Genomic DNA, 13,858 nt, shown 5'->3' on the forward strand with positions numbered 1-13,858 from the left:
CTGGGTTACACTTAGAAAACCACTAATATCCGCATTGCTAACATGACAAAAGCAATGTTGGTTCATATGATTTTTGTTGCCATATAGGCTTCGCAGTTTATGTAGACTGCGAAGTAACTTCCACAGCTCTGAGATGGAAAAAAGCAACTTCGGCAGCCGCCCGCGAAAAGCGCAGTGTATTTCCCAGAGCGGTCGCCGAAGTATCTCGCTTCCATTATTCGTGCCAAAGTTCTAATACAAATAGTAGTTACTTCGCATTTTATATCAAATTCGATGATAGCCTAACAGTTAATCCAGATTTAACTTAAGCAGTGTATCTCCAACACTGCTAATTCTAACATGGCTTATTTGTCAATTCCACGCTGCAAAAGCTGAGTAACTAACGAATATATTTAAAATTGACAACCAATAAAGCAGCTTGCACTTTTATTATATAGCATATAGTATTGTTGTAACTATTTCGCACTTATTTACGACTATATAATTGAACGGAGGGTCTTTATGAAGGCCATTTTTGATAAGTTATATGATAACTATCATCAGGATCTGTTCCAGTACATTTTTTACATGGTAAAAGATAAGGAAACAACTGAAGATCTTATACAGGAAGTCTACATCAAGGTATTGAAATCGTATGCGAATTTCAAAGGAGAGAGCAGCGAGAAGACATGGCTCTTTTCTATTGCAAGGCATGTTACATACGACCACTTCCGCTCCCTTAAGAGAAAAAGAAATAGAATAATGGATCTTTTTGACTGGGAGGAGAAAGGTGAAACACTTTCAGATCAAGGGGAATTACCGGAAGACATAGCAATCAAAAATGAGCAAATAAAACAAATGTATAAACTTCTCGACAAATGTACCATCGATCAGAAAAGCGTATTGATTCTTCGATATCTGCAGTCTTTCTCTATTCAGGAGACAGCAGAAATACTAAACTTCAGTGTGAGCAAAGTGAAAACAACTCAACACAGAGGATTAAAGAACTTAAAGAAACGATTGCTTGAACAAAACACGCAGGGAGGAGATGTTCAATGAAGCGAACAGAAGACAAACACCAGGAAATCATTGATGGGCTAAAAGGTATGCCTGACATAACAGATGATACAGACAAAGAAGTCCTATATAGCCGCATCTCCTCAGTATTTTCAGAGAGTCATTCAACCAAAAAAAGGAAAACAGACCGCAAGCTCATTCCCATACTCTCTACTGTAGCAGCTGCTGCAATCATTTTAATGATACCGTTTATGCTCCAAATTGACATATTCCAAAGCAACAATGAAACAGCTGAATTATTCTCAGTTGATGAAACGGCATATGACGATGCGTCACACAATTCAAATAAAATGGAAAGCGCCAATGAGGAACAGGAAAGGTCTGTTGATACAGAGGACTCTGAAGCTGAGCGTACAGAAGAAATGAGTGAACAAAATATCGATACAAATGATTCTCTCACCAGTTTCACAACAATGGAATCGAGTGAACCATATCAGATTGTATACGCTGCGATACCAGACAATCAACAACAATTTATCATCCCGATTTCTTTTCTTGTACCTGAAAATGCTGATCTGGAAGCGTATTACAATAGCCTGGAAAGTTATATGGATATGGAAGAAATGGAACTGAATAATTATATGTTAAAAGATGCATCTTTTGAGCTGGAGGAATCAGAAGTGCGGATTCGTCTCGACGATGAATTTTCCATTGGAGACGGTTCGGCAAATGCCCATATATTTGAACAGACGCTATCTGCCATGTTTACGCCCTATGGCATCGATAAGGCAGTTTTCCAATCCGAAAACGGTGGTATAGATATGGGGCCATTTGGAGTTATTGAAGAACTTTCATTAAACAGAAACGAAGAAATATATAAGCTGTATAAAAATCAATTTCTTATACCCGTACCAAATTCAAACAACCTGTCCATCACTGATGCGATAGCCGAAATGAAAGTGGAACAGACAGAATTTAATATCAACCAAACCATCCCTGAAACGGTACAGTATACAGCCGATTCATCCGGAAATGAGCTTATCCTTACATTGCAGGATGAAACGTCATTTGAAAATAGCCAGGAAGTCCTGATTATGATAGAAGCGATATTAATGACTGCCAAAAGTTATGGATATGAATATGTACAGTTCAATAATCTTCCATTTGATGAGATTGGCAATTACAACACCTCTGAACCGATAAAGGTTCCAGAGGGTGCAAATCCTGTAGATTTGAGGAATTAAATAGGATGGAATCAGTAGGCTTAGTTTCTTCGCTACCACTTATGCAGAAAGGAAAGGTTCCTATCAACCAACAAAAGTGTTTTTGAAATATTATTTTTCAAAAACACTTTTTGAATGTATAATAGGTTCGAGGTTTTCAGTATTAATCATCAAATCGTAACGGATTCCCGCTGAAGGGAACCGTTGAGATTTTAATTGATCCCGTTGGACAGCCATCATGGGCATCAAGCAGATCCTCCACCAATTTATCCGGGATTAATGAAGTTCCTTCGTTTTCGTCGACGGAAACATAAGATAGACCCTCATCATCATAGGTGAAAATTTTGGGGGCTGCAGCACCGCAAGCGCCACATGCAATACAAGTTTCTTTATCAACGATTGTGTATTTCGACATTCATTCTTCCTCCTAAAATAAAAACCGCTACATTTATTCTAAATCTGATTTCAAGTGATTTCAACAACATCCGTTAAACTCCATGTCATTTGAGAACAAAAAGCGGAAGCGCCTTGGTCACCCCCGACAAGCTTAGGGTAGGCGCTGGAGCTGAAAGCGGCTGTTTATGTGTAAGAGTTAATTGCTATCAAAATATATTCTTTCTTATTTTTTAAAAAAGGGGGGCTTCATTTGATTTTTAATGGTATTATCCTGACTTGCATTTCAAATCTGAATGGAGAAAGAACGGCCTCCAGTATTTATCATCTATTGAAAGGAAAGAAGTCCATTCAAACCGTACAGGACGCTCATATCTATCAGCTTGATAAATTTTATGGAATTCACAGCAATTTAAATAAACAGAAATTTGCAGTCAAAATTTCTGAATTGGTTACTGGCGGATACATACAGCCAGTTGAGCATACTGAGGGCGCTTTTATTATCTCAGATTTTGCAGCCACATGGCTTTATGAGCAAAAAAAACAGTTGGGGATCGAAAAATTTAATGGCCTGAAGTACAATGAAACTGCAGAGTTATTTTACTTACGCCTGTTGTTAACTGTCCAGACGCTGACAAATGTAAAAATGGGTCACTATCACTTTATCCCTCTTACAGATAACAGCTCAGCAGAAGAATGGGTCAGGCTATTTTACAAAAAAATAAAAAGGAAAGAAAGCCAAGTATTAAATGGCCTTTATCAGGAGATCCACACGGTATTAAATAACTTTTCCGATATGGACGCGTCTATTTTTGTCGACCGTCTGTCAGGGTTTGAAAATTATGGTTTAAGTATTTACCAGCTTTCCGAAAAATACAAGCTGAATGAACTTGATGTGCATCTTGTCCTTCAACAGGGTATACATCAAATGATATCCATCGTGCTGAATGATAAAGATTTTTTTCCAATCCTTGCCTATATGTTAAGGGATATAGCTGAACCGAATCAAATTACACATTCTGCAAATGTGACCAAGGAATTTTTAAACAAAAATTACACAATTGAACAGATTGCAGCAGCAAGAAACCTGAAAATAAATACGATCCATGATCATATTGTCGAAATTGCGTTATATGAAAGCCGCTTTCCACTTAGCAATTACATAACTCCAGAAGAACAAAGAGAGATTACAACTGTGTTAAAGAAGGAAAAGTCTTTTAAATTAAAGGATATTAAGCAATCGGTCAATAAAAATGTCAGCTATTTTCAGATACGGCTTGTTCTGGCAGTCAATAAGAATTTACTGAAGCAAGGTGATTAATATGCAGCGAACAGATAGTTTGGAAGATTATTTAAATCATTATTTTCACTATAATTCTTTCCGGACAGGCCAAAAAGAAATTATTCAAGAGGTGCTCAGAGGAAGAGACGTACTAGGAATACTACCTACAGGTTCAGGTAAATCAATTTGTTACCAGCTTCCTGCCCGTTTGCAGCAAGGATTGACTATAGTTGTCTCACCATTAATCTCCCTGATGATCGACCAGGTAAAAGAATTAAAAGCAAATAACTTTAAAGAGGTCGTTGCAATCAATAGCTTTATGAATCCCGCTGAAAGGAAGTCTGTTTATAACAACCTTGAAAATTATAAACTGATTTATGTTTCTCCGGAGCTATTGCAGCAAAAAGAATTAATTGACCGATTAAGGATGCACCATGTTCAGTTATTTGTCATTGATGAAGCCCATTGCATTTCCCAGTGGGGACATGATTTCAGGACGGACTATCTAAAACTCGGTGGCACTATCGAAGCATTAAATAATCCTACAGTGCTGGCGTTGAGTGCAACGGCAACCCCGGAGGTACAGGAGGATATTATTGGTTCATTACGAAGACCTGATATGTTGAAGCGAATTTACCCGATGGATCGAGAAAATATAGCATTTTGTATTGAAGAGGTTGCTGATGATAAAGAGAAGCTTGAAGTAATCATCGATTTATTCAAGAAATATCATATACCCGCGCTTATCTACTTTACAAGCAGAGCGGCAGCGGAAAAAACAGCAGGGATCCTTTCTGAACGGCTGGCCGATAAGCAAACAGCTTTCTATCATGGCGGAATGGATCAGATGGATCGAATAAGCATTCAGCAGCAATTCATGAATGATCAGCTCGATATTGTTTGTTGTACGAGTGCTTTCGGGATGGGCATCAATAAAAGTAATATCAGACTCATTATCCATTATCATCTTCCACTGCAGCTTGAGTCATATATCCAGGAAGTTGGCAGGGCTGGAAGGGATGGCAAATCGAGTGTAGGGTTATTGCTTTTTTCACCGAACGATGCCTACATACCTGGCAATATGATCAAAAATGAATTACCCGATGAAGAGGATGTGACCAATTTATTCCATCATTTGTACGCCATGACGCATGAACAGATAGAAATGTCTTTAGCGAAGGAACATATGGAAAGCACTCTGAATATAAGTGAAGTTCAATGGAAGTTTCTTCGCTTCCAACTGGAAAAACATGATATTATAAAAAATAATCGGGTCATTTATCAGAAAGATACATGGAAGAATGCTTTATTTTCCATCCAGAACACGATAAGAAAGAGAGTCCTGTATAAGGAAGATAAATTGTATGATGTATTACGATGGGTCCACACAAAGGAGTGCCTTCGGAAGCATTTGTATAAACCGTTTCAGACCTCCTACAAAGATTCGGCTTACCAGTGCTGCAGTACATGTGGCTTTTCCTGGCAGAAATGGGTACCCGATGAGACTCCATCTGATTTAAAAAAATATTCAAGCTGGCAGCTGAAACTGAAAAAGTTACTTCTCATAGGAGAAAATGATGAAGCAAAGTGAGATTATTAAACAGCTGTCAGACAAAGAATTAAAAAAACAGTTGTATCTTTCTCAATCACTGTTTATCCTGATCAGCATCCTGTTAAGTTTTGTCCTATTTGATAATTTCTCGGACTGGCTTCATTACTTTGATTGGAATGTACACGAAATATTGACCAAAGGAATTTTATCGGGATTGATTATTGTCTTGATTGACTTAGCGATGATATACATTCTTCCGAAAAACTATTACGATGATGATGGGATAAACGAAAGAATCTTCAGCAGCCAATCCGTTTCATTTATTCTCTTTTTCTCATTTTTTGTAGCTGTTTCAGAAGAGTTATTGTTCAGGGGAGTTATCCAGACCGAATTCGGGTATATAGCTGCAAGTTTGCTTTTTGCTATTGTACATATAAGGTATATGAAGAAACCCGTTTTATTTATTTCCATTTTATTTGTAAGTTTTTATATCGGTTACCTGTACGAATTGACAAACAACTTACTTGTAACGATCACCGCTCATTTTTGTGTAGACTTTTTGTTGGGGTTAGTCATTCGCTTAAAGAAGTGAGGTGCTTTGAAATGAAAATGAAATCAGATAATTCAAATGAGCAAACAGATGAGCTTCGTCGGATTTTTGATGAATTGGAGAGAGAAAATGAACAGAAAGACACGGACCATACAGCTGAACCTGTTGACACTCGGGAAAAGCGTGAAGTAGATATCTTAAATCTGCCACCGAGAAAAGAAATCCATGCCAATCCGAGAATGCACATCAAAATGAGCAGACCGTTTTTTCGGTTCCTGTTTGTCCTATTGTTACTTATTATTATCGTGATTGGCGTATACTATTTTTTGGGGGATGAATTATTCTCTTCCATAAAATGAAACGTCATTCAGTGGTGGTGTTTTTAGCGCTGCTGAGATTGCACCACAAGGGGATGACTAAAACTCCCCTTTACGAATTGGCTATTTACTAATATATGCAAAGTTTTATTCTCTTATTTTCAAGAAATACATACATTGCTGACAGAACATGTACGCAGGACAAATCCGGGTTTTCGGGTATGGCATATAGAAAAGAAGCGGGTATGAAAGCAGAAGTACCACTCATAAACTAGTGAAGGTGAAAAAAACATCAGCTTCCTTCCAGACCTTTAAAGAAATGAAAATTGCCACGCACTTATATTTAAATAAACAACAAAGATAAATACATGGCACTGTTCAACATATTGATGATATGCATATATTGTATTAAGTGCTTACTATTATCATTAACTGGTATAATGAACCGAGTAAAATTTCACAAATAGGCACCTATATAAGGGGGATGCAGTATGCGGATTGAACGTTTGTCTAATGACCAATTTAAAATTTTTTTAACGTTTGATGATCTAATTGAACGTGGTTTTACAAAAGACGATTTATGGCATGATGCATCAAGTGTACGTAACCTATTCAGTGATATGATGTATGAAGCCAGCAGTGAACTTGGCATAGAACTTGAAGGGATGCTTCTTGTCCAGGTTCATCTGATGCAGGCACAAGGTATGCATATATTCGTGACCCAACAGTATGAAGATCTTCATTGGGATGATGATTTCATTGAAATGAAAGTCACTTTGGATGAAAGCAAGGAATTAATCTTTTCTTTCGATGAATTTGAAGACATTATTCAAGTCGCATCCTATTTGCTGCCTTTTGAGATTGAAGGCGGTAAAGTGTATCACATGGATAATCGTTACTATATGATTCTTGATGAAATCGACCATACGAATATCAATAAGGAAGATATAATAGCTGTTATGTCGGAGTATTCCAATCCGAGCATTGTTACTTCACACAGATTGCAGGAATATGGAAAGATCATATTTCCTTCCAATGCCATTCAAACAATAATCGAAACTTTTTATTAAAGTGTGTGTTCAAAAAGGATTAAAAGGACCGCGATGTTCGAGGCTGTTTCAGTGATATTAAACGAATCTGCACGCAGGAAAAGTAAGCATTCGCAAGAAATTTGAAGTGCCATTTTTACCGGACCTTTTTGAACAACCTCTTAAAGGTTAAACTATTTAGACTGATTTAAAAGGAGTGCTTAGAATGAAAATCGCGGTAATATATGGGGGAGTTTCCGGTGAAAGAGAGGTTTCCCTCTCTTCGGGGAAGGGAATAGTAAATGCATTAAGGAAAAAGGGACATGAGGTTCTTGAAATAGATTTTAACCCCGATAGATTGGATGATATAATTAACTTGAAGGCTGATCTTGTATTTATCGGTCTTCATGGGAAATATGGGGAGGACGGAAGAATACAAGGACTGTTGGATATGCTTGGCATTCCATATGTCGGATCCGGTGTTCTTGCTTCTGCGTTAGCGATGGATAAAGCGAAAGCGAAACAAGTATTCATGATGAATAACATCCCACTGGCTAAAAGTGAAGTATATGCAATTTCTTCAAACTATGGAACAGAGAGCATAGCAGAGGAAATAAAGAAGACATTTAAACCACCCTTTGTCATTAAGCCGAATAAAGAAGGATCTACTTTGGGACTTACAATAGTAACTGACCGTTCACAAATTGCAGAAGCAGTTTCCAGCGCAGCGGCAAGTGATGACGCTATATTGGCCGAGGAATTTATTAAGGGCAGAGAATTGACAGTTGCGGTGATGGGGCCAAAAGGGAATGAAAAAGCATTGCCTATCATAGAAATCATACCGAAAAACGGTTTTTATGATTATGAATCCAAGTATGCACCAGGAGGCAGTCAACACATTGTGCCAGCAGTAATAGAGGAGAGTACAGCCGAGAAAATAAAGGATTATGCAATCCTTGCACACCAATCATTGGGCTGTGAAATCTATTCGAGAGTAGACTTCATACTGAATGAAGATGGCCTACCGGTAATTCTAGAGGTAAACACATTGCCTGGCATGACTCCAACAAGTCTTTTCCCTGATGCTGCTAAAGCAGTTGGAATTGATTATAGCGATATGATAGAAGAATTTGTCACGCTGACTCTGGACAAAATGAACTGATCTAGACATACCGGTTGGAAAACAATTCTATTCTATTGCATATTTACTATGAAGGTGTATACTAATCTCTGAGTGGGATGTATAAAACTTTTATGTATATTGTAGGAGGTAAATGCATGGTAGCCGAAAAAGCAGCAGATTCTATCAAAGAAACACAAGAGAATATGGATGTATTAAGTTCAACACGAACTGTTGTAAAAAACGCATTGGAAAAGCTTGGTTACCCAAGTGAAGTTTATGAACTTTTAAAAGAACCTTTAAGAATGATGACTGTACGAATTCCGATACGGATGGATGATGGATCTGTTAGAGTCTTTACTGGGTACCGTGCCCAGCATAACGATGCAGTCGGTCCGACAAAAGGCGGAATTCGCTTCCATCCGGACGTAACGGAAACGGAAGTAAAAGCATTATCTATATGGATGAGCTTAAAAGCTGGTATTGTTGACCTCCCATATGGAGGTGCTAAAGGCGGAATCATATGTGACCCCCGTGAGATGTCTTTTCGTGAATTGGAAGCATTGAGCCGCGGCTATGTAAGAGCTGTAAGCCAAATTGTGGGGCCAACAAAAGATATACCTGCACCTGATGTTTTTACAAATTCGCAAATCATGGCCTGGATGATGGATGAGTACAGTAAAATAGATGAATTCAACAGTCCGGGATTTATTACTGGTAAGCCGATTGTACTCGGAGGCTCCCATGGAAGGGAATCTGCTACTGCAAAAGGGGTTACGATTGTTCTTAATGAAGCTGCCAAAAAGAAAGGCATTGAATTAAAAGATGCAAGAGTGGTTATCCAAGGATTCGGTAACGCCGGCAGTTTCCTGTCAAAATTCCTTCATGATGCAGGTGCAAAAGTTGTCGGAATCTCAGATGCTTATGGTGCTTTATATGACCCTGATGGACTGGATATTGATTACTTGCTTGACCGCAGAGACAGCTTTGGAACCGTAACCAAATTATTCAGTAATACAATATCAAACAAAGAGTTGTTTGAATTGGATTGTGATATCCTTGTCCCAGCTGCAGTGGAAAACCAGATTACCCGACAAAATGCACATAATATCAAAGCAAGCATCGTTGTGGAAGCAGCAAATGGTCCAACAACGATGGAAGCAACCAAAATCCTGACAGACCGTGACATCCTTCTTGTTCCGGATGTTCTGGCATCAGCTGGTGGTGTTACTGTATCCTATTTCGAATGGGTACAAAACAACCAGGGATTCTATTGGTCCGAAGAAGAGATTGATACGAAATTACATGAAATTATGATTAAGTCCTTTAATAATATCTATAATACGGCAAAAACCAGACGCGTCGATATGCGTTTGGCTGCATATATGGTTGGAGTGAGAAAAATGGCTGAAGCCTCCAGATTCCGTGGTTGGGTTTAACATTTCTCCAATATTAAAAGGGTTGGTCCGTCCATATGTAAGGTAAAAAACTCTTATTCCATAAGAGTTTTTTATTTTACCGACAAACTTTATTACATAAAAGGAAGTGCATGAACATGCAGTACGAAAAAGTTATAATCATCGGTGGGGGCCCATGTGGTATGTCCTGTGCCCTGGAATTGAAAAAACAGGGAATCGATCCGTTAATTATCGAAAAAGGGAATGTGGTAAATACAATATACAATTTCCCTACCCACCAAACGTTTTTCAGTTCCAGTGAGAAACTTGAGATCGGTGATATGCCCTTTATAACCGAAAATCAAAAACCTGTTCGGAATCAGGCTCTCGCATATTATCGCGAAGTTGCAAAGAGAAATCAGATCAGGATGAACACATATGAAAAAGTCACCAAACTCTCCAATCAAGCGGACAGGTTTCTGATTGAGACCGAATTATTCAACGGAAATAACAGAACTTACACTGCTGATCAACTGATAATTGCGACTGGCTATTATGATCAGCCAAATTATTTGGACATTCCCGGAGAGAGTAAACGTAAAGTAATGCATTATTTCAAGGAAGCACATCCTTACTATGACAAGGATGTTGCAGTAATTGGCGGCAAAAACTCATCAGTAGATGCAGCGCTGGAACTGTACAAAGCAGGGGCTCACGTTACGGTTCTTTATCGCGGAGAAGAATATTCCAAAAGTATAAAGCCGTGGATTCTCCCAGAGTTCGACTCCTTGATTAAAAAAGGCTTTGTAACAATGATTTATAATTCTCATGTTACAGAAATAATGGATGATAAAATCCAGTATACGGCAGATGGTAAAAAGTTTACGATAAATAATGACTTTGTTTTTGCAATGACAGGTTACAGGCCGGACTATTCGCTGCTGGAAATGGTTAACATTCAGATTGATGATCGCAGCGGCAAACCTAGTTATAATCCGGAAACATATGAGACGAATATTGATGGAGTATATATAGCAGGTGTTATAGCAGCAGGTTTCAATAACAATGAAATATTTATAGAAAATGGCAGATTTCACGGCGAGGCAATTGCAAAATCCATCTGTCAAAGGCTGGGCCATAACTGAAAGCCCCACAACCACAAACAAATGTTTTAGGATAATGAAGCTTTAAAATAGAAAAATCCGAATTGAATCGAATTCTACCTGATGAATTCTGAATCATCGTTCGGATTTTTCCATAACGAAACCGCCTTCGTCCCAGCCTCTTTTTTCGCCCAGGAAGCTTAGGTGTATTTCATTAATCATATTTTTCGAATAGGTTTTTAATTTCATTTAAATTTTGTGTCGTTTCAAGCGCAACCAATAATCTTATTCTCGCTTTTGGACCTGATAACCCTCTGGAAAAAATGATGCCCATTTCTTTCAATTGTTTTCCACCGCCATCATATCCATATGTTGGCTGTACAACTCCCTGATAACACCGAGACACAAGAACAACCGGTATGTTTTCTTTTATCAACCTTTGCAGCGGCTGGACAGTTGTTTTTGGCAAGTTGCCTTGTCCTAGCCCTTCAATGACAAGCCCATCTGGTCGTGCATCAATAATTGCATTTATTAAATGCTCGTCCATTCCTGCATAAGCCTTCAATAAAAAGACATCTTTTGATAACTTCTCCAGAACAGACTGCGAGTGACGGGTAAGAACTGTCCGATGAAAGATAATGGAATCCTTCGTCACCATTCCGATTGGTCCAAACTGTGGGCTTTGGAAGGTTGCCACATTACTGGTTGAAGTTTTTGTAACACTTTCGGCGGTATGGATTTCATCGTTCATAACAACGAGCACGCCTTTGTTTCTTGCTTCATCATCTGTTGTGACCCGTAGTGAGCTAATCAGATTGTACAGTGCATCCGAACCGATCTCATTACTGGATCTCATTGCACCTGTCAAAATTACTGGCTTGTTTGTATCAAGTACTAAATCGAGAAAATAGGCTGTTTCCTCAAGGGTATCTGTTCCGTGTGTAACAACGATCCCATCATATTCATCTATCACTTCCGATATTTTTCTGGCGATTTCAAGCATATGCCCAGGCGTTATTTGAGGGGACGGGAGATCAAAAATGATATGTTCATCGATGTTAGCATAATTCTTCAGTTGATCGGTTACCTCTGTAAGTGGGTGCATTTCTGCGGAATTTACTTCACCGGTATCTTTATTTTCAAGCATAGATATAGTGCCCCCGGTATGTATAATTAAAACATGTTTCAATTCAGTCACCTGCTCTCTTTTTTTTGTTTCCAATCCCATTACTTAATGATACGATAAAAGTACTGTAATTGGAAAGAGGTATGGAATCATGATTGCAATTTTATCTGCTGGAATAGCCCCTATAGTTGCTCTGATGTCTTTCATTTATCTGAAGGATCGAATAACAGAACCAATCCCATTAATTGTCCGGACTTTTATTTCTGGGGCTTTATTGGTATTTCCGATTATGTTTATTCAATATGCCATATCCAATGAGGTTATCAGTAACAGCAGTTTTATTGAGTCTTTTGTTCATATTGCATTTTTGGAAGAATTTTTCAAATGGTTTATTTTTATATTCGCAATTTACCACCATTCTGAATTTGACAATCATTATGATGGAATTGTATATGCTGTATCCATTAGTTTAGGTTTCGCCTCAGTGGAAAACATCCTCTATCTGTTAACAAATGGGATTGAGTATGCTTTTTGGAGAGCGTTCTTTCCGGTGTCATCCCATGCCCTGTTTGGTATTATAATGGGCTTTTATTTTGGCAAGGCAAAGATGAACCGCGATAACAGGAATCTGAATATTATGTTAGCTTTTCTTTTTCCATATATATTGCACGGAACATATAATTATATCCTTACAAGTCTGACAGACTCTTGGCTTTACGTCCTTATTCCATTTATGATCCTGCTGTGGCTCAGAGGGTTGCATGTTATGGAAACAGCCAACGATTCATATTTAAAAAACGATGATAAGAAGGAAAAAAAACTCCTGTGATTACAAAAATCACAGGAGTTTTATATTTAAAATCAGCAATCATGAATAAAAAGGGTAATTACTCGAAAAATAAAACTGTAATTCACTAGAAATGGATGGGAGGAAAAATGAATGACCTATCGGAGAGTTTCCTTTTTACTCATGATTATATGTCTCTCATTGATCGGTCTGCAATCAGAAACATCAACTAAAACTGTACATGCTTTCAGTGATCAGGTAATTCAGCATGGCGCTGTAGGAGATGATGTAATTGAGTTGCAGTCCAGGTTACAATATGTAGGGTTTTATAATGGAAAGATAGATGGTGTATTTGGCTGGGGTACTTACTGGGCTTTACGAAATTTCCAATATGAATTTGGAATGGAGATAGATGGTCTGGCAGGGCAAGCTACCAAAGACAAACTTGTGAAAGCAAGTGATTATGATGAGGGCTATGTTAAAGGAAAAATTAATCAGGGACAGGATTTTACTCATTACGGTGGAGGAGACCGCACAGATAACCAGTCTGCACCCCAAGCAGACACTCCGACTGATACGGGCGGAAGTGTGAGTGCAGCGAATGTTCCCCAAGGGTATTCACAAAATGATATTCAATTAATGGCGAATGCAGTTTATGGGGAAGCACGCGGTGAACCATATGAAGGTCAAGTAGCAGTGGCTGCGGTTATATTAAACAGAATCGAAAGTCCTACTTTTCCGAATACGGCTTCCGGTGTGATATTTGAGCCAAGAGCGTTCACTGCCGTGGCGGACGGTCAAATATGGCTTACCCCAAACGAAACAGCAAGGGAAGCAGTCCTTGATGCCATAAACGGATGGGATCCATCAAGCAATGCACTCTATTATTTCAATCCTGATACCGCCACATCCGGATGGATATGGACAAGACCCCAAATCAAGAAAATCGGAAAACATATATTCTGCAAATAGAAAGGTGTGAGT

14 protein-coding genes are annotated in these 13,858 nt (G+C 38.4%); 12 read left to right on the forward strand and 2 right to left on the reverse strand.

The window, feature by feature from the left end; all coding sequences use genetic code 11:
- Positions 1-501 precede the first annotated feature (501 nt).
- Complete coding sequence (sigX, locus tag A4245_RS02640; protein ID WP_067725400.1) at positions 502-1,038, forward strand: RNA polymerase sigma factor SigX; 537 nt, start codon at positions 502-504, stop codon at positions 1,036-1,038.
- Positions 1,035-2,240 carry a hypothetical protein gene (locus A4245_RS02645; protein WP_067725401.1) on the forward strand — a complete coding sequence of 402 codons (1,206 nt, stop codon included), beginning with the start codon at positions 1,035-1,037 and terminating at the stop codon, positions 2,238-2,240. The genes sigX and A4245_RS02645 overlap by 4 nt, the downstream gene beginning before the upstream one ends.
- Positions 2,241-2,382: 142 nt before the next feature.
- On the opposite strand, the gene A4245_RS02650 is transcribed toward A4245_RS02645, so the two are convergent.
- Complete coding sequence (locus A4245_RS02650; RefSeq protein ID WP_067725402.1) at positions 2,383-2,634, reverse strand: ferredoxin; 252 nt, start codon at positions 2,632-2,634, stop codon at positions 2,383-2,385.
- A gap of 231 nt (positions 2,635-2,865) precedes the next feature.
- On the opposite strand from A4245_RS02650, the gene A4245_RS02655 reads away from it, so the two are divergent.
- The 8 genes from A4245_RS02655 (at position 2,866) to A4245_RS02690 (ending at position 11,003) form a co-directional block, all read left to right on the forward strand.
- Positions 2,866-3,933 (forward strand): YpbB family protein, encoded by a 1,068-nt coding sequence (locus A4245_RS02655; protein WP_067725406.1) that lies wholly within the window; start codon positions 2,866-2,868, stop codon positions 3,931-3,933.
- A 1-nt stretch (position 3,934) separates the two neighbouring features.
- Positions 3,935-5,485, forward strand: coding sequence for a RecQ family ATP-dependent DNA helicase (locus A4245_RS02660; protein ID WP_067725408.1), 1,551 nt, complete (start codon positions 3,935-3,937; stop codon positions 5,483-5,485).
- Positions 5,472-6,038 (forward strand): CPBP family intramembrane glutamic endopeptidase, encoded by a 567-nt coding sequence (locus A4245_RS02665; protein ID WP_067725410.1) that lies wholly within the window; start codon positions 5,472-5,474, stop codon positions 6,036-6,038. Before A4245_RS02660 ends, A4245_RS02665 begins: the two co-directional genes overlap by 14 nt.
- 11 nt (positions 6,039-6,049) lie before the next feature.
- The gene (locus tag A4245_RS02670) at positions 6,050-6,355 is read left to right on the forward strand and encodes a hypothetical protein (RefSeq protein WP_067725411.1); all 306 of its coding nucleotides are present in this window, start codon (positions 6,050-6,052) and stop codon (positions 6,353-6,355) included.
- 449 nt (positions 6,356-6,804) lie between these two features.
- Positions 6,805-7,383, forward strand: coding sequence for a genetic competence negative regulator (locus A4245_RS02675; RefSeq protein WP_067725412.1), 579 nt, complete (start codon positions 6,805-6,807; stop codon positions 7,381-7,383).
- A gap of 184 nt (positions 7,384-7,567) precedes the next feature.
- The gene (locus A4245_RS02680; protein WP_067725413.1) at positions 7,568-8,503 is read left to right on the forward strand and encodes a D-alanine--D-alanine ligase family protein; all 936 of its coding nucleotides are present in this window, start codon (positions 7,568-7,570) and stop codon (positions 8,501-8,503) included.
- Positions 8,504-8,619: 116 nt separating this feature from the next.
- The gene (locus A4245_RS02685; protein WP_067725414.1) at positions 8,620-9,900 is read left to right on the forward strand and encodes a Glu/Leu/Phe/Val family dehydrogenase; all 1,281 of its coding nucleotides are present in this window, start codon (positions 8,620-8,622) and stop codon (positions 9,898-9,900) included.
- Positions 9,901-10,016: 116 nt separating this feature from the next.
- Complete coding sequence (locus tag A4245_RS02690) at positions 10,017-11,003, forward strand: YpdA family putative bacillithiol disulfide reductase (RefSeq protein ID WP_067725415.1); 987 nt, start codon at positions 10,017-10,019, stop codon at positions 11,001-11,003.
- A 172-nt stretch (positions 11,004-11,175) separates the two neighbouring features.
- Here A4245_RS02690 and A4245_RS02695 read toward each other — a convergent pair whose 3' ends face one another.
- Positions 11,176-12,150: an asparaginase gene (locus tag A4245_RS02695; RefSeq protein WP_067725416.1), complete on the reverse strand. Its 975-nt coding sequence runs from the start codon at positions 12,148-12,150 to the stop codon at positions 11,176-11,178.
- An 88-nt stretch (positions 12,151-12,238) separates the two neighbouring features.
- Between A4245_RS02695 and prsW the strand changes: the two genes are divergently transcribed.
- On the forward strand, positions 12,239-12,916 hold the full coding sequence (gene prsW, locus A4245_RS02700; protein WP_067725417.1) for a glutamic-type intramembrane protease PrsW: 678 nt from the start codon (positions 12,239-12,241) through the stop codon (positions 12,914-12,916).
- A 141-nt stretch (positions 12,917-13,057) separates the two neighbouring features.
- Positions 13,058-13,846, forward strand: a complete 789-nt coding sequence (gene sleB, locus A4245_RS02705; protein ID WP_407668348.1) for a spore cortex-lytic enzyme — start codon at positions 13,058-13,060, stop codon at positions 13,844-13,846.
- The last annotated feature ends 12 nt before the right edge of the window (positions 13,847-13,858 follow it).

It is taken from the genome of Oceanobacillus damuensis (assembly GCF_001618145.1).
Taxonomy (GTDB): domain Bacteria; phylum Bacillota; class Bacilli; order Bacillales; family Amphibacillaceae; genus Oceanobacillus; species Oceanobacillus damuensis.

Bases quoted from the DNA above. Each gene is read 5' to 3' on its own strand.
- sigX (WP_067725400.1), top strand. From the start codon at position 502: ATGAAGGCCATTTTTGATAAGTTATATGATAACTATCATCAGGATCTG.
- A4245_RS02645 (WP_067725401.1), top strand. From the start codon at position 1,035: ATGAAGCGAACAGAAGACAAACACCAGGAAATCATTGATGGGCTAAAA.
- A4245_RS02650 (WP_067725402.1), bottom strand. From the start codon at position 2,634: ATGTCGAAATACACAATCGTTGATAAAGAAACTTGTATTGCATGTGGC.
- A4245_RS02660 (WP_067725408.1), top strand. From the start codon at position 3,935: ATGCAGCGAACAGATAGTTTGGAAGATTATTTAAATCATTATTTTCAC.
- A4245_RS02665 (WP_067725410.1), top strand. From the start codon at position 5,472: ATGAAGCAAAGTGAGATTATTAAACAGCTGTCAGACAAAGAATTAAAA.
- A4245_RS02670 (WP_067725411.1), top strand. From the start codon at position 6,050: ATGAAAATGAAATCAGATAATTCAAATGAGCAAACAGATGAGCTTCGT.
- A4245_RS02675 (WP_067725412.1), top strand. From the start codon at position 6,805: ATGCGGATTGAACGTTTGTCTAATGACCAATTTAAAATTTTTTTAACG.
- A4245_RS02680 (WP_067725413.1), top strand. From the start codon at position 7,568: ATGAAAATCGCGGTAATATATGGGGGAGTTTCCGGTGAAAGAGAGGTT.
- A4245_RS02685 (WP_067725414.1), top strand. From the start codon at position 8,620: ATGGTAGCCGAAAAAGCAGCAGATTCTATCAAAGAAACACAAGAGAAT.
- A4245_RS02690 (WP_067725415.1), top strand. From the start codon at position 10,017: ATGCAGTACGAAAAAGTTATAATCATCGGTGGGGGCCCATGTGGTATG.
- prsW (WP_067725417.1), top strand. From the start codon at position 12,239: ATGATTGCAATTTTATCTGCTGGAATAGCCCCTATAGTTGCTCTGATG.
- sleB (WP_407668348.1), top strand. From the start codon at position 13,058: ATGATTATATGTCTCTCATTGATCGGTCTGCAATCAGAAACATCAACT.